Origin of the sequence: Comamonas sp. C11, assembly GCF_024496285.1 — a bacterium.
Classification (GTDB): domain Bacteria; phylum Pseudomonadota; class Gammaproteobacteria; order Burkholderiales; family Burkholderiaceae_C; genus Comamonas; species Comamonas testosteroni_F.
The window spans coordinates 1,838,809-1,861,884 of sequence record NZ_CP101743.1 but is presented as its reverse complement, the minus strand read 5'-3'; the positions used below and the strand labels follow the sequence as shown (position 1 = coordinate 1,861,884).

At 57.6% G+C, this 23,076-nt stretch carries 24 protein-coding genes and 2 pseudogenes; 14 read left to right on the top strand and 12 right to left on the bottom strand.

The genetic code is table 11. The features are described from left to right. Window positions 1–8: 8 nt before the first annotated feature. Window positions 9–1,001 (bottom strand): ABC transporter substrate-binding protein, encoded by a 993-nt coding sequence (locus tag NOX35_RS08545; RefSeq protein ID WP_256496343.1) that lies wholly within the window; start codon window positions 999–1,001, stop codon window positions 9–11. Between the two features lie 101 nt (window positions 1,002–1,102). Here NOX35_RS08545 and NOX35_RS08540 point away from each other — a divergent pair, with 101 nt between their 5' ends. From NOX35_RS08540 to istB, 3 genes are all read left to right on the top strand, one after another. Continuing rightward, on the top strand, window positions 1,103–1,786 hold the full coding sequence (locus tag NOX35_RS08540; protein WP_182286336.1) for a Crp/Fnr family transcriptional regulator: 684 nt from the start codon (window positions 1,103–1,105) through the stop codon (window positions 1,784–1,786). Between the two features lie 178 nt (window positions 1,787–1,964). Continuing rightward, window positions 1,965–3,491, top strand: coding sequence for an IS21 family transposase (gene istA, locus NOX35_RS08535; protein WP_256493546.1), 1,527 nt, complete (start codon window positions 1,965–1,967; stop codon window positions 3,489–3,491). Then, complete coding sequence (gene istB / locus NOX35_RS08530) at window positions 3,481–4,266, top strand: IS21-like element helper ATPase IstB (protein ID WP_256493544.1); 786 nt, start codon at window positions 3,481–3,483, stop codon at window positions 4,264–4,266. Before istA ends, istB begins: the two co-directional genes overlap by 11 nt. A gap of 89 nt (window positions 4,267–4,355) precedes the next feature. Here the strand turns inward: istB and NOX35_RS08525 are convergent, their stop codons facing one another. Together NOX35_RS08525 and NOX35_RS08520 are read right to left on the bottom strand one after the other, a co-directional pair. Beyond that, a complete protein-coding gene (locus NOX35_RS08525) occupies window positions 4,356–4,580 on the bottom strand; it encodes a metal-sensing transcriptional repressor (RefSeq protein ID WP_256496342.1) in 225 nt (74 codons plus the stop codon). A gap of 60 nt (window positions 4,581–4,640) precedes the next feature. Further along, on the bottom strand, window positions 4,641–5,384 hold the full coding sequence (locus NOX35_RS08520) for an SDR family oxidoreductase (protein ID WP_256496341.1): 744 nt from the start codon (window positions 5,382–5,384) through the stop codon (window positions 4,641–4,643). 109 nt (window positions 5,385–5,493) lie between these two features. Here NOX35_RS08520 and NOX35_RS08515 point away from each other — a divergent pair, with 109 nt between their 5' ends. Next, entirely contained in the window at window positions 5,494–6,453 is a 960-nt protein-coding gene (locus NOX35_RS08515) for a LysR family transcriptional regulator (RefSeq protein ID WP_314354022.1), read from the top strand. Between the two features lie 368 nt (window positions 6,454–6,821). On the opposite strand, the gene NOX35_RS08510 is transcribed toward NOX35_RS08515, so the two are convergent. Next, window positions 6,822–7,811 (bottom strand): zinc-dependent alcohol dehydrogenase family protein, encoded by a 990-nt coding sequence (locus NOX35_RS08510; protein WP_256496901.1) that lies wholly within the window; start codon window positions 7,809–7,811, stop codon window positions 6,822–6,824. Between the two features lie 140 nt (window positions 7,812–7,951). On the opposite strand from NOX35_RS08510, the gene NOX35_RS08505 reads away from it, so the two are divergent. From NOX35_RS08505 to NOX35_RS08480, 6 genes and pseudogenes are all read left to right on the top strand, one after another. Then, window positions 7,952–8,848 (top strand): LysR family transcriptional regulator, encoded by an 897-nt coding sequence (locus tag NOX35_RS08505; RefSeq protein WP_256496340.1) that lies wholly within the window; start codon window positions 7,952–7,954, stop codon window positions 8,846–8,848. Between the two features lie 110 nt (window positions 8,849–8,958). Beyond that, a complete protein-coding gene (locus NOX35_RS08500) occupies window positions 8,959–9,171 on the top strand; it encodes a hypothetical protein (RefSeq protein ID WP_256496339.1) in 213 nt (70 codons plus the stop codon). 21 nt (window positions 9,172–9,192) lie between these two features. After that, complete coding sequence (locus tag NOX35_RS08495; protein WP_256496338.1) at window positions 9,193–9,570, top strand: hypothetical protein; 378 nt, start codon at window positions 9,193–9,195, stop codon at window positions 9,568–9,570. Window positions 9,571–9,625: 55 nt separating this feature from the next. After that, window positions 9,626–10,315 carry a hypothetical protein gene (locus NOX35_RS08490; RefSeq protein ID WP_256496337.1) on the top strand — a complete coding sequence of 230 codons (690 nt, stop codon included), beginning with the start codon at window positions 9,626–9,628 and terminating at the stop codon, window positions 10,313–10,315. Window positions 10,316–10,449: 134 nt separating this feature from the next. Next, a pseudogene (locus tag NOX35_RS08485) lies at window positions 10,450–10,749 on the top strand (transposase); the annotation flags it as partial. 229 nt (window positions 10,750–10,978) lie between these two features. Beyond that, on the top strand, window positions 10,979–11,608 hold the full coding sequence (locus tag NOX35_RS08480; protein ID WP_314354019.1) for a DDE-type integrase/transposase/recombinase: 630 nt from the start codon (window positions 10,979–10,981) through the stop codon (window positions 11,606–11,608). Between the two features lie 20 nt (window positions 11,609–11,628). Here NOX35_RS08480 and NOX35_RS08475 read toward each other — a convergent pair whose 3' ends face one another. The 5 genes from NOX35_RS08475 to NOX35_RS08455 are packed head-to-tail and all read right to left on the bottom strand — an operon-like array spanning window position 11,629 to window position 16,246. After that, window positions 11,629–12,639: an FAD-binding oxidoreductase gene (locus NOX35_RS08475; RefSeq protein ID WP_256496335.1), complete on the bottom strand. Its 1,011-nt coding sequence runs from the start codon at window positions 12,637–12,639 to the stop codon at window positions 11,629–11,631. 9 nt (window positions 12,640–12,648) lie between these two features. Beyond that, window positions 12,649–13,596 (bottom strand): PdxA family protein, encoded by a 948-nt coding sequence (locus NOX35_RS08470; RefSeq protein WP_256496900.1) that lies wholly within the window; start codon window positions 13,594–13,596, stop codon window positions 12,649–12,651. Beyond that, window positions 13,593–14,057 carry a nuclear transport factor 2 family protein gene (locus NOX35_RS08465; protein WP_034369201.1) on the bottom strand — a complete coding sequence of 155 codons (465 nt, stop codon included), beginning with the start codon at window positions 14,055–14,057 and terminating at the stop codon, window positions 13,593–13,595. The genes NOX35_RS08470 and NOX35_RS08465 overlap by 4 nt, the downstream gene beginning before the upstream one ends. Further along, entirely contained in the window at window positions 14,054–15,295 is a 1,242-nt protein-coding gene (locus NOX35_RS08460) for an aromatic ring-hydroxylating dioxygenase subunit alpha (RefSeq protein ID WP_256496334.1), read from the bottom strand. The genes NOX35_RS08465 and NOX35_RS08460 overlap by 4 nt, the downstream gene beginning before the upstream one ends. A 15-nt stretch (window positions 15,296–15,310) precedes the next feature. Beyond that, window positions 15,311–16,246, bottom strand: coding sequence for a tripartite tricarboxylate transporter substrate binding protein (locus tag NOX35_RS08455; RefSeq protein WP_254913514.1), 936 nt, complete (start codon window positions 16,244–16,246; stop codon window positions 15,311–15,313). A gap of 142 nt (window positions 16,247–16,388) precedes the next feature. Between NOX35_RS08455 and NOX35_RS08450 the strand changes: the two genes are divergently transcribed. Both NOX35_RS08450 and NOX35_RS28760 read left to right on the top strand, forming a co-directional pair. Next, window positions 16,389–17,156 carry an IclR family transcriptional regulator C-terminal domain-containing protein gene (locus tag NOX35_RS08450; protein ID WP_012837656.1) on the top strand — a complete coding sequence of 256 codons (768 nt, stop codon included), beginning with the start codon at window positions 16,389–16,391 and terminating at the stop codon, window positions 17,154–17,156. 377 nt (window positions 17,157–17,533) lie between these two features. Further along, window positions 17,534–17,632: pseudogene (locus NOX35_RS28760) on the top strand (IS3 family transposase); the annotation flags it as partial. A 392-nt stretch (window positions 17,633–18,024) separates the two neighbouring features. Here the strand turns inward: NOX35_RS28760 and NOX35_RS08445 are convergent. Continuing rightward, window positions 18,025–18,147, bottom strand: a complete 123-nt coding sequence (locus NOX35_RS08445; RefSeq protein ID WP_255443327.1) for a hypothetical protein — start codon at window positions 18,145–18,147, stop codon at window positions 18,025–18,027. A 427-nt stretch (window positions 18,148–18,574) separates the two neighbouring features. On the opposite strand from NOX35_RS08445, the gene NOX35_RS08440 reads away from it, so the two are divergent. Together NOX35_RS08440 and NOX35_RS08435 are read left to right on the top strand one after the other, a co-directional pair. Beyond that, entirely contained in the window at window positions 18,575–19,906 is a 1,332-nt protein-coding gene (locus NOX35_RS08440; protein ID WP_256496333.1) for a Rieske 2Fe-2S domain-containing protein, read from the top strand. A 19-nt stretch (window positions 19,907–19,925) separates the two neighbouring features. Beyond that, entirely contained in the window at window positions 19,926–21,101 is a 1,176-nt protein-coding gene (locus NOX35_RS08435) for a Gfo/Idh/MocA family protein (RefSeq protein WP_046462176.1), read from the top strand. 61 nt (window positions 21,102–21,162) lie between these two features. Here NOX35_RS08435 and NOX35_RS08430 read toward each other — a convergent pair whose 3' ends face one another. Together NOX35_RS08430 and NOX35_RS08425 are read right to left on the bottom strand one after the other, a co-directional pair. Then, entirely contained in the window at window positions 21,163–21,756 is a 594-nt protein-coding gene (locus NOX35_RS08430; protein WP_046462883.1) for a MarR family winged helix-turn-helix transcriptional regulator, read from the bottom strand. 290 nt (window positions 21,757–22,046) lie between these two features. Next, on the bottom strand, window positions 22,047–23,039 hold the full coding sequence (locus tag NOX35_RS08425) for an ABC transporter substrate-binding protein (RefSeq protein WP_012837650.1): 993 nt from the start codon (window positions 23,037–23,039) through the stop codon (window positions 22,047–22,049). Window positions 23,040–23,076 lie beyond the last annotated feature (37 nt).

The window sequence follows — 23,076 nt, the reverse complement described above, 5'->3', positions numbered from 1 at the left end:
GCCTCCGCTCACTGCACCAGCAGCGTAGAGGTGTCCACCACCTTGCTGATCTGGCCTGTACGTTGCATATACCTCGCTGCTTCCTGGAAGGCTTTGGGGTCTACAGGAAATTGCAAAGTGGGCAAAGAGTTACGCAGCGAGACCTCAAGAATCTGGTCTCCATTAGGAACATTGATCTTGAAGGTGTCTTGCGCAATCTTGAGCAGCGCCGCAAAGTTTGCGGGGTTCTGCGCAAACTCACTCGCTTCAGTCATGGCCCTTCGGTACCCCTCTATCGCCTTAGAATTCTTCTGAAGAAATTCATCACGCACGACTTGCAGCATCGAGGCTCCTTTAGTCTCCAGGACATCACTGGGACCTTGCGCCTTGCGAGGGTCAACCACCACCCGGCAGACCTTCGACACCTCGCAAAAGCCGTCCATCGGGGTGAAAAGCATCAGCCCATCAATCTGCTTCTGCGAGATCGCAGGAAAGGCTGTGTTGGGCGAGCCGACCGCAACAATCGTGACGTCCTGGGCAGACATCCCTGCCCCCTTGAGCAGGCTCACCAACTGGAACTCGGCTGCGCTGCCTCTTGCTGTAACACCGATTGTCTTGCCTTTGAAATCCTGCATGATCGCCGGATATCCTTTGGCCGCATTGGGCGTATCCAAGCCAGCTCCCGCCATGAGGAAGAATGTGGGCCCGCGAGCTCCGCTGCCAATCGCTTTGACTGCAGCTCCCTTGTTCACAGCCTGGACAAGAACCTCCGGAGGCGTAAATGCGACGTCGAGATCTCCCGCCAGCAGTGTCTGCATTGCTAACGGAGCCTGCGGAATGCTGCGCAATTCGCACGTGATGGCATGCTTTGCGCAGAGTCCATTCGCATTGGCGACACGAACTAGAAAGTTGCCCAAGCCTGGATAGTCCTGTATGCGCAAGACGGAGGACTGAGCCATAGCCGAAGTGGATAGCGCCGATACAGAAGCTATAGCGAGAGCGATCAGTTTTTTTCGAATCATGGGAATCCGTTCCGTTGGAGAGAGCGTTACGACAATCGGTATGCAAACGGATTTAAAAATCGACCAGTCAATTGAATTGCGCCTCAGGTGACAATGTTCGGATGAACACCAAGCTCGACTTCCCTAGGCGTCTATCGGGTGACCGTTATCGCGTGGATTGGCTGGCGAACTTCCCTGAGCCCTCTATGCAACGGCTTCGTGCCATTGGCATCAAGCGAACGTTTCACGACGGCCAAGTCGTACAGAAAAGAGGTGACTCTGCACATCACGTGCTGGTGGTGTTGTCAGGACGTCTGCGCTCTGTGGGCTACACCGCAGCAGGGGCCGAGCAATTTACGCGCTGGATGGAACCAGGCGAAATCAGCGGTTTCAGTTCGGTGTTGGGAAATGCGCCTGTGCCGGTAGACCTTGTCGCAGCCGGAGACGTCGAACTTCTAATCTTGCCAAGTCAGCCCTTGCTCGAGGTTTTGGCAAGCGATGCTCTGGCATCTTTGGCAGTTGCACGTGCACTAAGTCTGCGCGTGAACGAATTGTTCGACATGATCTTTATCAGGGCGGAGGAGACACTCAATGCGAGAGTTTGGGCGACATTGCAACGCATAGCAGCGGAAAACGGAAAGCCTGCTCACGGCAATGTCGTGCTTCTCATCTCTCAAGGTGATCTCGCGCATGCCGTTGGAGCGTCTCGCCAAAAAGTCAACGTCGAACTGCGCAAACTTCAAGCACAACAGAAAATTCGCCTGGGTTATCGCTGGATTGAAATTTCCTGCGGCACACAACCCTGAGCAAGTCCATCATCCGCAGGCTTCATTTAAACCCGTGCTCTTCATGAAAGTTCAGCATGAATTGCAGAGTTGTTGATTTCCACCCAGAAGTGACCCACTAGCCCCCGGTTTTTCCATCTCAATCTGACCCACGCATTAACCCTAGCCTGCTGCTTTCTTGTGCAGCAGGAGACCAGGAGTGATTGACGTGGCCACTTTGAGTGTCATCCGGCGCTGGGCTCTGCGTGAGCACCTGTCCATCCGAGAGATCGCCCGCAGAACTGGGCTTTCTCGCAATACCATCCGCAAGTATTTGCGCTCCGACGTTGTGCAACCTCAACTTGCACAGCGCACCATTGCCACCAAGCTCGACCCCTACGCCAGCAAGCTGTCAGGCTGGCTGCGTACAGAAGTCAACCGCTCTCGCAAGCAGCGGCGCACGATCAAGCAGATGTTTGTGGACTTGCAGGGGTTGGGCTATACCGGCTCCTACAACCGAGTCGCTGCCTTTGCCAGAGTGTGGAAGGCTCAGTGTCATGTGGCTGAGCAAACATCAGGGCGAGGCGTTTTTGTGCCCCTGGTCTTCGGCGCTGGAGAAGCCTTCCAGTTTGATTGGAGCGAGGATTGGGCTGTCATCGCGGGTGTACGCACCAAGCTGCAAGTGGCTCACTTCAAGCTCAGCCACAGCCGAGCCTTCTATCTGCGGGCCTATCCCCTGCAAACCCATGAGATGCTGTTCGATGCCCACAACCGTGCCTTTGCGGTGTTTGGAGGCGTCCCTAGGCGGGGGATCTACGACAACATGCGCACAGCCGTCGATCGTGTCGGCCGTGGCAAGCTCAGAGAGGTCAACGCCCGCTTCAGTGCTATGGCCAGCCATTTCCTGTTCGAGGCACAGTTTTGCAATCCGGCCTCGGGATGGGAGAAGGGACAGGTCGAGAAGAATGTTCGGGACGCTCGCCATCGTATCTGGCAATCTGTACCAGCGTTTCCGACACTCAGTGCCCTCAACGATTGGCTAGAGCAACGGTGTCAGCAGTTATGGCAAGAGATTGCGCATGGCCAATTGCCTGGCTCACTTGCTGATGTGTGGGAGCAAGAACGCTCAACTTTGATGCCCATGCCTCGGCCGTTTGACGGCTTTGTCGAGCATGCCAAACGAGTCTCTCCCACCTGCCTAGTTCACTTCGAGCGCAATCGCTACAGCGTGCCGGCCTCTTATGCCAACAGGCCCGTGAGCTTGCAGGTTTATGCCGACCGCCTGGTTGTCGTGGCCGAAGGTCAGTTCGTCTGCGAACACCCGCGCATCATTGAGCGCAATCACCAAGGCTCTGGGCGTACGGTTTATGACTGGCGCCATTACCTGGCCGTATTGCAGCGCAAGCCTGGCGCATTGCGCAACGGTGCGCCGTTTGTCGAGTTGCCAGACGCATTCAAACGACTGCAAGCTTTGCTCCTGAAGCAACCTGGCGGCGATCGCGAGATGGTGGAAGTTCTTGCCTTGGTGTTGCAGCACGATGAGCAAGCCGTCCTGGCCGCTGTCGAGTTGGCACTGGAGGATGGCGCACCCCGCAAGACCCACATCATCAATATCTTGCACCGCCTCATTGATGGAACACCGGAGCCTGACCCCATCCATTCACCCCAAGCCTTGGCCTTGATCGTTGAGCCACAAGCCAACGTCGTGCGCTATGACCAACTCCGACAGGTGCGCCATGCGTCATGACCCCGCCATTGCTGCGATCATCATCATGCTGCGCCAACTCAAGATGTTTGGCATGGCCCATGCCGTGACAGAACTTGCAGAGCAAGGCTCACCAGCATTTGAAGCAGCACACCCCATACTGTCGCAACTGCTCAAGGCCGAGAGTGCTGAGCGAGAAGTGCGCTCCATTGCCTATCAACTCAAGGTCGCCAGGTTCCCGGTCTACAGAGATCTGGCAGGCTTTGACTTCGCACACAGTGAAGTCAATGAAGCCTTGGTACGCAGCCTTCATCGCTGTGAGTTCATCGAGAAGGCTAACAACGTGGTGCTTGTCGGTGGACCTGGCACGGGCAAGACGCACATTGCTACAGCACTGGGTATTCAGGCCATTGAGCACCACCGTCAAAGGGTGCGCTTCTTCTCTACTGTTGAGTTAGTTAATGCCCTGGAGCAAGAGAAAGTGCAAGGCAAAGCCGGACAGCTCGCCCACAGGCTGGTGCATACGGATCTGGTGATACTCGATGAGCTGGGCTATCTGCCCTTCAGCTCATCTGGTGGTGCGCTACTGTTTCATCTACTCTCGACGCTTTACGAACGCACCAGCGTAGTCATCACCACCAACCTGAGCTTCAGCGAATGGGCCAGCGTGTTTGGTGATGCCAAGATGACCACGGCCCTGCTGGACCGCCTGACCCACCACTGCCATATTCTGGAAACAGGCAACGATAGCTACCGCTTCAAGCACAGCAGTGCAGTCCAACAACCGCCCATGAAGAAGGAGAGAAACAAAACCTAATCCACATCTTGAGCCTTACGGCTCAAGTCAAGGAGTGGGTCAGTTTGAGATGGAAATGGCGGGTCAGTTTTGCGTGGAAATTAACACCTCTACCGCAGGTAGGAGCGGACGATGGAGATGGTCTCGTCAATGGACTTGTTCTGCGAATCGCTCCTGATTTCGCTACTGGGAAACTCTTCCCTTAGATAGCTCTCCAGAACCGTTGCCATCAATCCGTTGACAGCTCCACGAACAGCCGCAAGCTGCTGAAGAATTGCAGGGCATTCAGCACCTGCATCGAGCGCTTGCTCCTTTTCTTCCGGGCCATGTGGCACTCACCGCTTTTCACTCCAGATAAGCGGGGCCTGACGCCGAAGAGACAGGCCCTCAACTCATTAGAATTCCTGCACGGTTGGGCGCAGAACGATCTCGTTAATATCCACGTCAGCAGGCTGCTCAATTGCGAAGGCGATAGCTCGCGCGACGGATTCGGCGGGAATTGCATGCTTGTAGAAGTCCACCACGAAATCGCGGCTCTGTTGGTGGGTGCTGCCGAATTTCAGTTCGGAATCCACGGCGCCCGGTTCGATAGTCGTGGTGCGGATGCTGCCACCGACTTCGTGACGCAGTCCTTCGGAGATAGCCCGCACAGCAAACTTGGTGCCGCTGTACACGGTGCCACCTGGGCTGAACACCTTCAGGCCTGCAACCGATGCGATGTTGATGAAGTGACCACTGCTTTGTTTCTGGAAGACTGGCAATGCAGCCGCGACTCCGTACAGCAGACCCTTGATGTTGATATCGATCATGCGATCCCACTCGTCAGTGCGAGTATCGCTGAGCGGTGCAATCGCCATCAGTCCGGCATTGTTGATCAGTACATCAATGCGACCGTAGGTGTCCACGGCACCTTGAATGAGTGTTTTGACCTCTTCCTGAGAGGTGACATCGGTCTGATACGCGATTGCCTGACCACCTGCATTGGTCAGCTCAGCCACCAATGCGTCGAGTTTATCTTTGCGACGTGCAGCCAGCACTACGCGAGCGCCAAGCGCAGCAAGGTGGCGTGCAGTAGCCTCACCCAGGCCGCTGCTGGCACCGGTGATAACGACAACTTTTCCAGAAATATTATTGCTCATGCTGAGAACCTCATCGGGGGGGGGTTGTACTTCGGGGCTTCGCCATGGCTGGTTAGCCTGGCAGTGCGCATACTTTAGACCCATGATTGATCTCAATAAATGAAAATAATTGGATTATGCTATTCCTGAAAATGGAATAAATGGGAGGGGCAACATGCTTAACCGCATGGAGATGGTTAGGGTTTTTTGCACAGCAGCAGAGGCAGGTAGCTTCCGCGAAGCGGCAACTCGATTAGGCATCTCCCCACAAGGGGTGACTCGAGCCATTCAAGCCCTGGAAACTGAGCTTGGCGAATCACTGTTCCACCGCAATACCCGCCAGGTGAGCATCACTGCTTTCGGTCAGGATTACGCCAAAGATGCCAGGTCAGCTCTGGATCATTTCGATACGCTATTCCGGTCGCACAGGACGGAGCCTGAGCTGTCAGGCAGGGTGGGGATTACGGCTCCACATGCTATTGGCAGGCGCTTCCTAATACCGTTTCTTCAGCCCCTGGCCGCTGCACATCCTGACCTGCAATTCGATCTCCGCTTGGAAGATCAGATGACTGATGCTGTTGAGTCGCATATCGATATTGGTATCAGGGTGGGGGTTATTCGCGACCGGCGCTACGTTGCACGTGCCTTAGCTCCCGTGCCGTTTTACGTTGTCGCGTGCCCGTCTCTCATAGGCCAAAAGACACTACCTAAATCTTTGGATGCCTTAGCTAAGCTGCCACTTTCAGTCCTGATCGACCGGAAAAATGGCCGCCCTTGGCCTTGGCTATTTGCCGACGGGCAAACGTTCACGCCCAGGCAGCCAGCTCTTATCTGTGATGATCCAGATACGGAATTGGAAGCCACCCTGGCAGGCATGTGTTTTGGCCAAATTCCTGCCTATCTGGCTGAGCCTCATCTGCGGTCAGGAAAGCTGGTTGCTGTTTTGGCTGATCTCGCTCCAGCGCCATGGGATCTGTTCATATACCGCCCGCAGCAGGGTCCTGTATCGAAGCGGGTGCGATTGGTGTACGACCACCTTAAACAGGCTTTCTCAAACCCCAAGCTATTTCCCCAGGGCCTGGGGACATAGCTTGAATACCTGCCAGCAATCGTCCGCTTTTGGCCGTTATGAAGAGCTATCCATAACGGCCAGGACTTGACGCTCGAATCAGGCTCTAACTCACGGGCGAGACGCCAAAAGACTGGGAGCCCATCCGGAACACCCGCCCCCTTGGCTGATCGGTAAGCAATGCTCAGTAGCCACTTTGCACCCGCTGATAGTCGCCACTACACTGCCCTCAGGCAGAGCATAGATCCCGCTTCCCTAGAGGCCTCTCGAGCGGTTGCTTTTGGCTGATTCCGGCCTGATGCAACCGGCACAAACCGGCCAATAGCGGTCATCAGGGCTGGCTTGAATCGGGGCCGAAGGATTACCGCTCTCAGCCCCATAATTGCTGGTCAGACAGTTACCACGATCTTGCCGATCTGCTGATTGGCTTCAAGGAAACGATGGGCATCCTGGATGTCGCTAAGTGCGAATGTCTTTGCGATGATCGGGCGCAACGTACCGGACTTCAACCCTTGCAGAATAAAAGCCTTCGCTCTCTCTAGGGCTTCAAGGTCGGCCACAATCTCTGCGTAGAGATAGCCCTTCAAAGTCAGGCTTTTGCCCAGCACGGTAAACAGTGGGAATGGTGTCGGTTCAGAGCTAAGTGCGCCGTACACCAGCAAAATCCCGCCCCGTGCCATGCTCTGCGTGAGAGGTTCAAAGGACGGCCCGCCTACAGGATCGAATACAACGCGAGCGCCTTGACCGGCAGTTATCGTCATAACACGCTCGACGATATCCTCTTCATCGCTGACGATGACATGCGCAGCGCCTGCATCAAGTAGGGCTTGCTTCTTCGCGTGAGTTCGTGTGATCGCAATCGATGTGGCGCCGACCATACGAGCCATTTGGAAGGCGGCCAAGCCAACACTGCTTGACGCGGCGGTAACGATGACAAAATCGCCCTGCCGTAGCTTCGCTTGTTCAATCAATGCCCCCCAGGCGGTGACGTACTGCATCCAAGACGCCGCAGCCTCTTCAAAGGACAAGTTCTCAGGGCTCTTTACCACCAGGTGGGCCGGTACATTGGCCAACTCGCCGTAGGTGCCCCAGCGAGCAATATCCAGAGGTGGGATCAGAGCGACCGAGTCACCAATCGTGATCTCGGTTACGTCGCTCCCAACTGCAGTTACAACGCCTGCGGCCTCGTAGCCTAAGCGGCTGGGGAACTCCGCTTCTTGTAGGTATGCGTGATTGCGGAACATCACTTCGGCTCGGTTCAAGCCAATGGCTTTAACACTAATTTGCACCTCGTTTGCTGCTGGTGCCGACACTTTCAGATCTTCCAGCTTCAGAACGCTGGCGTCACCGTATTCATGAATTCTGACAATGCGTGCCATCATAGATACCTCGTTTATCAATGGGCCTCGACGTACATCCGGAAGGTATCCGGGCACTCGAAAGGTGACGAAAATTTAGTCATTGATTGGCGCTAGATAAAGGCCTACGATGGCGTATTACTAGAAACAGAGTGTTTATAATGGATCGCCTGACCCAGATGGCCACGTTCGTCAAAACAGTTGAGCTGGGTTCATTCAGCGCCGCTGCGGACGACCTGAATCTGTCCCCTCAATTGGTAGGGAAACAGGTGAAAATGCTCGAACAACATCTCGGTGTTTCCCTTCTGCACCGGACTACGCGCAGGCAAAGCCTCACCGACTTCGGCAGGGCGTTCTACCAGCGAGCAAAACTGATCCTTGCAGACATGCAGTCTGCCGAAAGCCTGGCTGCCCTCACTCGGGGCACACCAAGCGGCCGCCTTCGCATCAACGCGCCGGTCACGTTCGGAATTCGCACGCTTTCGCCACGCCTGCTGGAATACATGGTTCGGTATCCTCAGGTGTCTGTTGACCTAACGTTATCGAACGAACTGGTCGATATCGTTGATGATGGTTACGACGTGGTATTTCGCATCGGCGAGCTGGCGAGCAGTGGGTTGAAGGCAGTGCCACTGGAGCCCTATCAGATGGTTTTATGCGCTGCGCCGTCCTATCTTGCACGTCGCCCTCCCATCATCAATCCGTGGGATCTACAGCAGCAGGAGTGTCTGGGGTTTACCTATTCTGATGGCCGCTCACACTGGAGCTTCGACAGCCCGGAGGGGCGTATAGATGTTCCTATTACAAGCAAATTAACGATCAATCAAGGTGATCCACTGCTGGCAGCGGCTGTAGCTGGTCTAGGTGTGGTTCTACAACCGATAGAGTTGGTTAGCGATGCACTGCGCGATGGGACACTGGTGCGTCTGTTGCCGCAGTACCCGGTGCCGAATACCGCAATGCACATCCTCTATGCCCCTGACCGAAGAATGACTCCAAAACTGCGCAGCTTCTTAGAGTTTGCGCGTGAGGCTTTTGGGCAGCGAGGCCCTCTCTAACGCACAAAAATCAATCACTCCTGCGCTACCCGCGGTCTTCGTAAAGGACGACGATTACCGTGGCTCATCGGACCCCCAGTGTCAGAACGAAGGTTGGTAAGGCGTGGCGAGTGAAGTGGGCGGACGGCAGCGAGTCGGCACAGGCTTGTTTTGACGCCCGCACGGCGGATGAGAACCCGGTGTTGGAATGGGTCACGATGGAAGACCCACGCGCCCGTGCTGTGATCAGTGAGCTGCCACGCTTTGTCGCCGGCCAGCCGCTGCCGGTGATCCGCGTGGCCGGCTTGCCGGATTCGGTGCGCTGCATCTGGTCGCTGTGGTAGATCAGTCTGGCGGCTGAGGGCTTGAGCCGGAAGCGCTTCCTGCCGGTGTTCATCAACGAGGAAGGCCGGCCCTTCGTGCCGACCGTCAAGCGCGTCTGGGATCTGCTGCTGACCGAAACGGTAGACGTGCATGCCGTGACGGGTGCCGAGGAGTCGGCGAAGTGGTTCGAGGCGTCGCAGGCGGCTGCCAGCACCCAGGGTGAACGGATCTTCACCGAGCTGCTGACCGAACACCGCGCCCGTCTGAAGGAAGAGCGCGAACGTGCGGTGTATGCGTTCGAGGCCCGAGGCCAGACTATTGGCCGCATTGGCTTACCCGCCGCGCAAGCGCGCTGCAACAGGAACACGATGCACGCATGGCCGCCCTGGATGACATGGAGGCCAGCGTGCCGGATTTGAATGCCGTGATGATGGTGCGCGTCTCCGGCGATGTGATGTCCGGAGGACAGGTGGGATGAGCCAGTGGTCAGAACGTATTCTCAGCCACTTCACGGCCGATCTCACCCGGCTGTGGGTGGCGTGCGACCCCGACGATGTGTTGCTCGACGAGAAGCTGTTGACCGAGCTACGCGGGCGCGGCTTCGAGCTGATGCTGTACGAAGACCCGCTTGCCTTCCGCGCGGAATACGAGGAGCGCTACCGTGCGGCATGGGATCGGGGTGAGCCGGGGCCAGCTCCATCGCTGGTTCTGCATCTGCGTAGCGCCGACGCGAACGCATTGCCCTGGGACATCGTGCATCACGGTCGTGTGGTGCGCCTCAGCCTTGCCGATCTGTTCCCCAAGCTGGCTTACAGCGCCGTGCAGCAAGTCGAGCCGGAGCATCTTGCCGGGTTGTTTCATGCCCACCAAACCGAGTTGCAGTCAGCTCGGGGCGAGAACGAGTCCAAGGACTTCATCCTCGAACACGTCTACCAACTGGCGCCCAGGTCTATCCGCACTCCGGTGGACTTCTGGCGCGAGCTGTTGCGGCTTCACTTCGCCAACCGTTCGTTGCCGCCCCTGTTCGCCCAGCACGCGGCAGGCATCATTCACGGCAAGGGGCTGTTCACCGACCAACCCGTAGCCACATGGGTGGAAATCAACAAACTGCAGACAGCTCCAAAGCAGCGCTGCTTTCGCTGTGCAAGCGATACGCGGATGTAATGGGTGATAGCGCTGAACTGAAACTGGCAGCAGCAGCATCTATCGCGAATGAATATGAGTGGCAGATCACTCAGTTCTAGAGCGTGTTATGAACTTCCGTTCAAGACACGCGGCAGCCCAAGTAGAGTGCTGCAATGCCCCGCAAGCCTTACCCGCATGACCTGCGTGAGGTCTTCAATGCGCTGCGTTGGCTGGTGCGTGCAGGTGCACCTTGGCAGCTGCTGCCCAATGACCTGCCGCCATGGGAGGCGGGATGCTCCGAGGCGATGGTGTCGGACCTGCGCTCCATCATCCGTGTGGCCCAAGGGCGCCAGGGGCAGTCCAGTGCCGCAGTGCTAGATGAGCGTACGTTGCAGTCAACCTGCGAGTGTCACCCGCGTGCGAGCTACGACAACGACGAGCGCCGCCGCGGCAGCAAGGTGCACATGGCCGTTTACTTTTACTGAACACATACGCGCACGAGGCGAATGGATCCAGGCCAAGGGCCTGTTCCACCAACAGGGCCGCCCAGTCAAGGCTGCGCCAAAGTTGCAGGATCGATTGGTGACGCCGATCAAGGCCATGCTCGAGGAAAACCTATCCTTCGGCTATCGAACGGTGGCGCATCTGCTGGGGTTCAACAAGAACACGGTGCAGCGCATCTTCTAGATAGAGGGCTGGCAGGTGCGAAAGTGCCCGGTAGGCTTCAGGCCCAGGATCCAATCCCTGCCCTCGGTGGCCAAGGCACTGAATGAGCGCTGGGCCACCGACATGTGCCGGGTCTGGGCCGGACGGGCTGGCTGGACCACGATGGCCCTGGTGATCGATTGCCACAGCCGGGAACTGCTGGGCTGGCACCTGTCGCGTAGCGGGAGATCCAAGACTGCAGAGTCAGCACTGGAGCAGGTGCTGATTGCACGGTTCGGGACACTCGGGCGTGTGCCAGCGCCGTTCCTACTGCTCTCGGACAATGGGCTGGTCTTCACCAGCCGCAGCTCCACGGCCCTGGTCAGAAGCTATGGCCTGCGCCATGAAGAATCGCTTGCCGAGTCGCTCGCCTCGCTAGTCTTGGCTCGCAGTTCATACCTCTACCATCGCGCCCGTCTCAACGCTGACGAGAAGTATGTCCTGGTGTGCCGATCAATCACCAACATCTTCGAGCGCAACCATGGCTGCTTTGGCTACCGACGGGTTACTGCAACGCTGTGCAGTTCAATGGCGGAGCCGGTCAACCACAAACGCGTACAGCGAGGAAGCAAGTTCGTCGGCAATGGCATGAATGCTTTTATTACTGCCTCAAGTCCGCCGTGTTGATATCGCATGGGTAGCTACTTCTAGTGGTGACCAGTCGGGCCTGTCGCAAAAACATCCGCGTGGAAGTCCTGTGCAAGCAGGCCCATATCGGAAGCGGCTGTGCGCACTGATTGAACCAGAGCTGGTGAGCCACAGCAGTGCACCACATGATCGTGCAGGTTGCCAAAGTGAGTGCGTAGCGCGTCATCCACCCGACCTGCGTGAGCATCCGCAGGCATATCGCCTAGGCCGGTGATGGCTGCAATGTAGCGAAACTGTGGCCAGACTTTGCGCCACTTGTCGATGGCGCTAGGAAGATACAGGCCCGAGGGGTTGCGAGCCCCCCAGATCAGCGTGATGTCGCGCTGAACCTTGCGTTTGGCTAAGTCATCAAGAACGGATTTAATGGGCGCAAATCCCGTGCCACCCGCAACGCAAATCAGGGGCCTTGCGTCATCAGGCTTCAGTGCGATGCTGCCGAATGGCAGTTCGATATCCAATGTGTCACCAGACTTCAACTGCTGAACGATAGTGCTGAAGCGACCACCAGGTACATGCCTGACATGCAATGTGATGCCATCGCTCTCATGGGGTGGATTGGCCATAGAGTAGCTGCGGCTTTCCCCGTCGTCGAGGTGAATCAGCAGGTATTGGCCGGCTTCAAATTTGGCGCGCTTGCCCACAGGCAGGCGCAGGCGCAGCAGCGAGACATCGGGTGCCGCCAGTGTATTGCTGTACACCTTGGCCGTAAAACGTTTTCGGGCTTCCGGGTCGAGACGGCGAAAGGAGCTCGGGTGGATACGTATATCGCTGGCTGCAGTGCAGCCGCACAGCAGCACTTGTTCCGAGGCGCAGAGTTCGTTTCGCACGGCCATGCCATTGAAGGAGGCAATATTTCCGTCGAGCAGCGTACTCGCACAGTTGCCACAGCTACCTTTGCGGCAGGAATAGGGCAGCTCGATGCCGGCCTGCAGAGCTGCATCCAGTACGGATTGCCCGGGCGCGCAGGGGAACGCGATATCGGAGTCGTGGATATGGATCTGGTGGTTCATAGAGAGTCCTCAGACCGGTTGGGCTCCGAGTAGGGCTATTGTGCGTAGGAGGGCCGTGGCGTCAGCCACGCCACGGCCGGCAATGTCCATGGCGCTGCCATGGCCCACGCTGGAAAGCACCACCCTGCCACCGATAGATAGTGCGCTGGCTCCGTTAGGTGCCAGCAGCTTGATGGGGATATGGCCCTGATCGTGCAGCATGGCTACATACAGGTCGTGCTTGCGCTGTGCCAGAACCATGTCAGCTCCCATGGGGCCGTCTACTGCTAGGCCGCGCTTGCGCAGTGTCTCGACAGCGGGAACGGTGATCTGGGAGTCCTCCAGGCCGAACAACTGTCCTTCAGATGCATGAGGGTTGATCCCGAATACAGCGACTTTTGGTTTAGGCACTCCGAGTAAGGTGCATGTCTGCACGGCAGCCTGCGCCGCGTTGACCACCAACTGAGGAGAGAGCCGCTCCAATGCGCTGCGCACGCTTTCATGCAAAGTGACATGCACTATGCGCAGGCCAGCCCCCACCAGCATCAGGAATACCTGGTCTTCGTTCATGCCAAGAACATTGGCGAGCAAAGATGGGTAGCCGCTGAACGCTATGCCTGCGCGGTGAATGGCCGTTTCATGGTGGGGGCAGGCAATGACGGCATCGACTTCGCCGTTTTCGCACGCTCGGATAGCCGCTGTTGCGGATTGCACCGTAGATAGACCAGCATGCGGGGTGATTTCTCCCCACTGAACTGGTTGTGTAAGTGTGCCGGCTTCCTCGTGAACGATGTCTTGAAGAAGCGGCTCCATTTCGCAAACCCGTGCGGCTTGCTCGAGAGCGCTCCAAGGTCCATAGACCTTGATAAGAGACCTTTCGGTGGCAGACAGCTGCTGGAGAGCTTTCAGTGCGATTTCTGGGCCAATACCGTGGGGATCGCCGATGGCCAAAGCCAATCTACGGTGCACTATTGTCATAGCGGCAATGCCATCAGCGTGTCCGTCACCGTGCTGTCGCAAACCGCGATGCGTTCTTGCAGACGTAACTTGCCATCAATCGTGGTGAATTTGTCGAGGTACTCACCGCTGGCAAAGACCTCTGTTTCCCCTGTATGCATGATGCGCAGCACCATGAACGGCGTGGAAGCACTGGCCTGTGTTGCATCGCCTGACTGGATCGAAGGCAGACCCAGAATATGGCGATAGCGATGGCGCTCGTAGATATTGGCTTCGCGCAGCGCAGAAATTCGGTCGGTGAGCATGTCCTGTGAATCCGCCCAGACAATGCCGGCAGCAAGCCCTTCAGCATGATTGTCGACATTGGTGACGCGATAGTGGCAATCCTTCGTGAAGAAGGTTGGCCATTGCTCCATGGCGTCACTGTCTATGGTCTTCGCGTAAGCGGCATTGAAGGCCGCGATTTGAATTTCATTGATCATGCTTGCATCTCCTGTCCCATATGCTTGCGGTAGGCCTTCCAAAAGCCGCGTACCGAGGTTTCCGTGGCGCGGCCCTCGCTAGAGCCTTCGTGGTCTCCGCCCATCTCGATGACTGCATCAAGGTTGGCAGCGCCTGCGATGCCACGCTGCACGAATCCACCGACAGCTCCGTCTTCCATGGAAATGAATCCGGCCGGGCCGATAAGGTTGGCCTGTTTGAGTCTGACCTTGCGTTGCTCGGCACTGTCATCTGCATAGCCAAGATAGGTCCAGTTGAGTTCCGAGCTGGAGATGCTCTTGGGCAGCAACTGACGCACGGCGATGCTGTTCTGAATCTGCTGCAGCACAAAGCCAGGGAACACAGAAAGGATCTGCAGGGTCACGCCGTCCTCGAACTCCTCAAAGCCCTCTAGAAGGCTAGGATCTTTGAGCCGGTAACGCTCGTTGTCGGAGCGGATGGCCTGGTCCTTGTACGAGTCGTCTTTGGCGCCGCGATCGATCATGGAATAGCTCACATGGTGGCCACCCGACTTGTCGACGATGACACCGCCTTTTTGTGAGAGGCGATTCAGCTCGAAGGTGGTGAAGAACATATGCAGGAGGCTGGCGTGATAGCTGTCCTTCACGTTCTCGAAGTAGAGCTTCCAGTTGTTAGGCAGCTTTTGCGTGAAGCGACCGATGACTTCTACGGGCTTGTGCAGCACGCGCTCTATGCGCTCGCAAATCTCAGGGCCAAGGTAATCCTCAATGCTGGGTACATCCTCGGAAAAACTGCCAAAGACCAAACCGCAAAAGACAGCCACGCGGAGCTTGCGCGGGCCATGCTCTTCTTTGCAGAACGAGGCCGGCATGCCACCCTGGCCCTTGACACCTTTCTCGAAGGCAACGCCGGTCAGATCTCCCTGTCGGTTGTAGCTCCAGGCGTGATAGACGCACTGGAAACTATCCGTACGGCCCGATTTCTCCAGAGCGATGAGAGCGCCGCGATGCGCGCAGCGGTTCTCGAAGGCGTAGATTTCCTGGTCGGCATCCCGTACGACAACTATCGGTGTTTCACCGGCAAAGGTAGTGCGGAAATCACCGGCCCCGGGAATTTCAGATTCCAGGCACAAGTAGTTCCAGACCTCGCCGCGATAGATGCGCTGCTGTTCCTGATCAGCATTGGCTGTGTCGGTATAGATACCAAAAGGCACGCGCGTATTAGTGGCCCCATGCCACTGGATGATGGATTCTTGCATGTTGGTTCCTAAGAGTTAGAGCTTGACGTTGGCGGCCTTCAGCACCTTCTTCCACTTCTCGGTTTCCTGGCGGATGAACTGAGCAGTCTTGGACGGGTCCCAACCACAAGGCACGGCACCTTGTTCCTGAAAGTGCTTGCGGATGTCGTTCGATGACAGAGCCAGGGCCATCTGCTTCTGAAGCTTCTGAGCGATTTCTGCACTCGTGCCTGGGGGAGCCACAACAGAAAAGAAAGTCACGGCTTGCATGGCGGGCCATTGCTGCTCGGCGAAGGTGGGGACCTGGGGCAATATTTGAGAGCGCTGCTCGTCGGCAACGGCCAGAATGCGCACCTTGCCGGCCTGGTGGTAGGTGGCCGACGAGCTGATGTTGTCGAAAAACACATCCACATTGCCGCCGATCAAGTCAATCAGTGCCGGGGCTGTTCCCTTGTAAGGGATGACAGTCAGTTCAGTGCCAGTCAGCTGCATAAACATGGCAGCAGTCAGGTGGGATGTGGAGCCGTCGCCTTGCGTCGCCACAGTCACTTTTTTGGGATTGGCTTTGGCGTATGCGATGAACTCGCCAAGTGACTTAACAGGCAGCTTCGGGTTGATGACCAGGACGTTGGGCACTGTGGCCAAAATCGTCACCGGTACCCAGCGAGTCGGGTCGAAGCTGAGCTTTTGATAGAGGTTGTGGTTGATGGCGATGGGCCCCGGAGGGGAGGCCAGCACAGTCATTCCGTCCGGCGGTGCCCGGAACACTAGATCGGCACCGATGTTTCCACCAGCCCCGGGCTTATTTTCAATGATCACGCCACCTGCGTAGTCCGCGCGGATTTTTTCGGCTACTAGGCGCGGCAGTACATCGGCGGTACCTCCCGCTGAGAAAGGCACGACGATCTTGAGAGGTTGATTTGACTGAGCCAGGCTACCTGTTGCAGCGACCGCAGCGGCAATGCCGATCAATGCTTCGCGTCTGCGAATAGATTCGTTGCGCATCTTGTCTCCTTCTTGTGTGGGGAACTGCAGTATGAGGATGTCGTACTTTGTGTTAAACCTGTTTTTGCGCTATGCGCAAAAATGTTGAAAACACCTTGATTTGATCGCTATGCAGGACAAGAACTTTGTGGAATCGCTGCGCAAGGGATTGGGGGTACTGACTTGCTTTGACCGTCGGCATACCCGGCTGACGCTGTCAGAGGTAGCCAGGCTCACGCAGTCCACGCCAGCATCCGCCAGACGTTCGCTCAGCACACTGGTACAGCTTGGCTATCTAGAGAGCGACGGCAAACTGTTCTGGATGCAGCCCAAATCGCTGCTGATCGCCTATTCATTTCTGTCATCGCGCCCCATGCCTGCATTGGCCCAGCCACTACTGGATGCACTGTCGGAGCGCACCAGAGAATCCGCTTCGCTTGGTACTTTGTTGGAGGACGATGCCATCATCATTGGTCGTTCGACCGCACGGCGCAGCTTGAGCACGGGCCTAGGAATAGGATCTAGGTTGCCGGTGTACTGCTCTGCGATTGGTCGGATGCTGTTGTCAGGACTCCCCCAACAGGAGGCGCGTGCAAGGCTAGAGATGATCGAGCGGGTGGCACTGACCCCTCATACGGTGACTGACTTGGAGGAGCTGCTAGGTCTGCTTGAAACTTGCCGGCAATCAGGGTGGTCATGCAGCGACGGAGAGCTGGAGCTGGGGGTGCGCTCTATGGCAGCGCCAGTGCGCGACCCTCAAGGCAACACAATTGCTGCTATGAGCATTGCAGTTAGGGCAGAGAGACTCAGCATGAGTGAGTTCAAGGAGACTTTTTTGATACCGCTGAAGCGCGCTCGCAATGAGTTGGAAAAAAAGCTATATCCGCAGGGGTTGTAGTGCTCCACGATGTCCTTGCTGCTACCGCAGCGCAAGCTCAACGGTAGAAGTAGGAACTACGCGCAAGAGCCAACTGAGCAAGGAGTTCTGGCAGAACCATAGTGCTCCTTGATGGCGTCCTCAGCAGTGTCTTCTCCCGGTTAAACAGGAGTTGCATATTGACGCACAGGCTGTTGATTTCCACGCAGAACTGACCCGCCGAGGATGCGGACAAAAACTTGGACTACCAGGAGATGTAATGGATGCCTCCCTGCCTACGGGCAGCTCAAAGGCCGCAGAAGCATAAAGATGAACAGCGTGACCGTTTTGGGAGTGTGCTTGTTCGCTAGACGAGCTGGGCTCTTGAATGGATACGGCCCGACAGCAGGACTACCAACGAGGCCACCATTCGTTGGTACAACGAAAAACGTATCAAGGTATCTCTGGGACTTTTAAGTCCTGTGGAATACCGGCACAAGCTTGGCCTAGCCGCATAAAACCAGTCCAAGTTTTTATCCGCACCCCCCAACACAAGGACTCAGCCCTGCGAAATACAGACTGAGAAACACCTCCTGCTCGGCAGCACGGTAACCGTCCAACTCCTAGAACAGTTCAAATCCAGGGCGAATCGCTGCCACGGCATGAGATCAGGCAAGGGATGTAAAGTGAATTCGGCCCAGACGGCCAGCTTTCCTGATCATTCGATCAAGCTTATGGTGCTCAGGGCCGCGGCAACACATCGCCGCCTAGTCGCCGACAAGGACTGTCTGTTTCTCGACCAACCGCAGCGCGCTCGACAGTCGCCCCGCCTTTAGCAACTCCCGCGTGAGGCTTCGCGCGGCAAGGAGAACATCTCTTTGGCCGAGCCATATTCCGCGATTTTTCCACGCTACATGACCGGCACTTCATCGACAATCGACTCCATCACATTGAAGACGTGGCCGGTGAAGATCAGCATCAAGTCTCGCTCCTTGCACAGCTTGGTAAGCAAGGCCAAGACTTGATTACGCACTGTGGCGTCCAGAGCTGACACGAGTTCGTAGCAGACTGGCAGGCGCGGATTCATGGTCAGTGCGCGCGCAATGACTACACGCTACCGCTAGCCACCTGATACCTGATGCGGAAGTCGCGCCAGGAGGGCTGGATTCATGCCGACCTCTTCCAGCATATCCATGTAGCGGCGGGGCCGTGCGTGCTAAGTGGATCAAGTCGAGCAACATCAAGCTGGATTGCCAGCCTCTGATACAGCATCCCAAGCCCTTCCGGAGAATTTCGAGAGGGCTTTGTTTCATGTCTCTCAATCAAAGGTTTGTGATTGGCCACAGGCCGCCCCCATCGAAGCCACACAATCTTGTCAAACAGGCTTGTCAATATAACTAGATCTCTAATATAATTAAGTACCCCTACTGCTGAAGGCGAGTAATCGCCAGGAGACAACGATGCTGACTCATGAAGAAAACGAATTGCTGTGCCGCGTAGAAGGCGAAGCCCCCATGGGCAAGCTGATGCGCGAACACTGGACCCCGATCTGCCTGATTGAAGAGGTCCGTGAACCGGACGGCACGCCGGTCAAGGCACGCATCCTCGGCGAAGACCTCGTCGTGTTCCGCGACAGCGAAGGTCGCGTCGGCGTGGTTGGCGAGTACTGCCCACATCGCCGCGCCTCGCTGGTCTACGGCCGCAACGAAGACGGCGGCCTGCGCTGCCTGTACCACGGCTGGAAGTTCGACGTGCAAGGCAACGTGCTCGAAATGGTCTCCGAGCCCGCCGCCAGCAGCATGGCCGAAAAGGTCAAACACACTGCCTATCCGACCAAGGAATGGGGCGGCATGGTCTGGGCCTACATGGGTGCTCAGGACGCCATCCCCGAATTCGTCGCTCCAGCCTGGGCACCGACTGCAGACACCCGTGTGAGCATCGGCAAGGTACTGCTGCCATGCAACTGGGCACAGATCCTCGAAGGCGCCATCGATTCCGCACACAGCTCTAGCCTGCACTCGTCGGATTTTGTGCCGGCACGCGTGACCGGCGCCGAAGCCACGGACAATAACTGGCTGCGCCCCTCCACCGACAAGGCTCCCCGCCTGCAAGTCCAGCGCACCGAATATGGTTTCCGCTACGCCGCCCTGCGCCGCCCGATCTTCAATGCCTCCACGCACGACTATGTGCGCTCGACCGTGTTCGTCGCACCCGGCACTGTGCTGATTCCGCCGAACAACCTGTACAACGTCGCCAACGTCAACGTTCCGATGGACGACACCAATACGGTGTTCTACTTCATCGCCTGGGGTGATGCAGCTACCACGCCGGAAACCGAAACCTGGCGCAAGTTCCTGCATACTCAAGTCGGCCCAGACCTTGATGAACGCTACCGTCCTCTGCGCAATCACGAAAACCGCTTCTGGCAAGACCGCCAAGCTATGAAGGCCGGCAACTTCACCGGCATCACGGGCTTCCCGAACCAGGACATCGCCATGTGGGTCACGATGGGCCCCATCGCCGACCGTTCAGACGAACGTCTGGGCGCCAGTGACCTCGCCATTGTCGAGTTCCGTCGTCGCATGCTCGATGCCATCGCCGAATACAAGCAGGACGGCAAGGCCATCGGTACCGGTGCCAAGGCAATCCCTGGCACGGTCTGCTCGTACCAGGCCGTGGTGCCGAAGGAAACCGATTGGCGTGAATACCAGGTCCGCTACGTGAGCGCCAAGCATGCCGTGTCGGACGAACAATCCGCCGTGGCCGCGACCGACTACCAGGTCAAGCAGTAATCAACGGATGGAAGTGGCCATGGAACAGCGCCGTTTGCGCATCGGGGTTGCAGGACTGGGGCGGGCATTCTCGCTGATGCTGCCCACCTTCCTGCAGGACCCCAGGGTTCAGCTCGTTGCCGCGTGCGACCCTCGCGAAGAGGCCCGGCAGCAGTTCGCTGCCGACTTCAACGCAAGGACTTACACAGACGTGCAGGACCTGGCCGAAGACCCGGATGTGGAGGCCATCTACGTGGCCAGCCCGCACCAATTCCACGCCCAGCACACCGAGATTGCTGCAGCCAGGGGCAAGCATGTGCTGGTCGAGAAACCGATGGCGCTCAACGCGGCCGACTGTGATCGCATGATCGCGGCCTGCCGCGCCGCGAACGTGCATCTGATCGTCGGGCACTGCCACAGTTTCGATACACCGTACCGGCGCACGCGCGAACTGATCCGCTCGGGCGATTTCGGTGCGGTGAGGATGATCCAGGCTTTCAACTACACCGATTACCTGTACCGTCCGCGCCGACCCGAAGAACTGATGACGGCCGAAGGCGGTGGTGCCGTCTTCAGCCAGGCTGCACACCAGGTCGATATCGTGCGAATGCTCGCAGGCTCACGTGCCACGCGCTTGCGCGCAAGCGTTGGCCGCTGGGATCCACTGCGCCCGACCGAAGGCGCCTATTCCGCCCTGATCTGGTTCGAGAACGGCGCATATGCCTCACTCTCGTACAACGGCTACGGTCACTTCAACAGTGACGAGTGGACCGGCTGGATCGGCGAAATGGGCGATCACCTGAATCCGGATGCCTACGGCAGTGCGCGCAAGCGCCTGGCCACCATTGCCTCGGCAGAGGACGAAGCCAAGCTCAAGGCTGCCGGTACGTACGGTGGTGCCGACTACAAGCCCCCCTCGCTGGCAGCAGAAGAACCGACACGCAGTCATCAGCACTTCGGCCCGGTGATCGTGTCCTGCGAACGCGCCGACTTGCGCCCCCTGCCCGATTCCGTCGTCGTGTACGGCGACCAGCAGCGCGAAACGCTTGCTCTCTCGCGCCCGACCGTGCCGCGCGCCGAAGTGATCGACGAACTGTGCGATGCCGTAATCCTGGGCCAGGCCCCCCTGCATGATGGGGAGTGGGCAAAAGGCACGCTGGAAATCTGCATCGCGATTCTGAAGTCGAGCGAAATGGGTACGGACGTACTGCTCTGACGACAGGCTCCAGGAAAGAAAAAACCTCGCAGTGCGAGGTTTTTTCTTTCCTGGAGCCTGTTCAACAGTTTTCGCACTCCTCGCCGCGAGCGGCAATCAGGTGCCCCATTTCCCGAGTAGAAGGAATCCGCAGCAGCGAGTCATGTGCCTTCTCGGCTTCGTCGCATGCCATGTTCTCGATGATCGTGAGCAGCACCTTGCGCGCGATGTCGATCTCCGAGCCTTTCAGGCCCTTGACGCTGATCTCATTCACTTCTTCGGCCAATGGAACCAGCTTGCTTTCCAGGCTGCGACCGCGAGGCGTGAGATACACATGAGTATTCTTGCGGTTGCCGGGCGCATAGCGGCGTTCGACGTATCCCAGCTTCTCCATCGCCGACACCGCACTGAAAGTGGTCGGCGTGGTGGTACCAGCCTCGTCGCTGAGTTCCTTCTGCGTCAGTCCATCGGTGACCCACAGAATGCGCAGAAACGCCCAGTGACCGAAAGAAACTTCATACTGAGCCAGGCGCATCTGCAGCCCCCGAACCATCGCCCGGCCTGCATCCTTCACCAGGTGAGCGAGACGATCATCCGGTACGGCCTCGCGCCAATGCCGCAAGATAGGGTTCTCTTTGGAATCCGGTGCCTTGCTGGGAGAGGGTCTGGCTGTCATGCTTTCTCCTTCGCGGCCATCGTCAGAATGCTTGAAATCATAGTGCCTTCACAAGTGCACGAACCGCTTCCTCGGTTCTGAACTCATGCTTTGTCAATTCAAAAGGTATGCCAACCACACCGATACGAACAAGCCGGGCATCAAGGTATCGGTACGGATACCTTGCGCCATCACAGGGCGAGTGCATTGTAGACGTGATACCGCGGCGAACGGAAAAGCAGACTGTACATACAAAACGCCGCGCACCTGGTCAACCAAGTGCGCGGCAATATCCGCAGCAGCTGATGAGATCAGATCTTGAAGCTCTCCAGGCTGGCCGGGTGGAACAGCTCAGCAGGCTGGAGGCGGCGGCTCGACAGTCCTTCGGCATGGTGCTGCGCGAGGAAACGGTCAACCACATGGGCATTCTCGGCAAAACCATACGACCAGAAATCCTGGCCCATCAGGCGGCGCGCATTGCGCAGTTGGTCCTCGATGAACGGAAGCGTGACCTTGGTAGCCGAAGTGTCGCTCAGGCGCGTCAGTGCCACCGCCTTGGAATGCTCGAAGGCCTTGACCAGTGCGCCGGGCAGCCAGGGATGCTGCTCTGCCAGGGTCTTGCGCACGCCGAGCGTGTGCATGATCGGGAACAGCTTGCGACGCTCATACCATTCGGCCGCAGCCTTCTGCGGGTCCTCGAACAGGTACTTGACCTGCGGGTGACCGCGGTCGAAGCACGACGGGGCACGCGGCCCGATCACGCCATCGATTTCGCCATCGGCCAGCAGGTTCGAGATGGTACGGCCTTCCGGCGCATTCACCAGCGACACACCTTCGGGCAGCTTCAGCGAGATCTTCTCGATGCGGGTCGGATCTTCGTAGCCGCCGCGCACCCACTGGATGTCGGAGGCCTTCACGCCGTACTCCTCTTCCAGGAACATGCGCACCCACACATTGGCGGTCAGCTGGTATTCGGGCACGCCGATGCGCTTGCCCTTGAGGTCGGCCGGGCTGTTGATGCCGCGATCGGCACGCACGTAGACCGAGCTGTGGCGGAATGCCCGCGAAGGGAACACCGGCACGGCAATGTACGGCGAGGTGCCGGCTGCGGTCTTCACCGAGTAGCTGCTGAGCGACAGCTCGCAGATGTCGTAGTCGGCGGTGCGGAACGCACGGAAGAAGATTTCTTCCGGATCCTGCAGCATGAACACCGGGTCCACACCGTCGATCTGGACGTCGCCGTCGATCAGCGGACGCATCCGGTCGTAATTGCCCACCGCGATGGACAGTTGAAGCTTGCTCATGTTGATTCCTTTGTGACGATCAAAATCGATTCGGAGC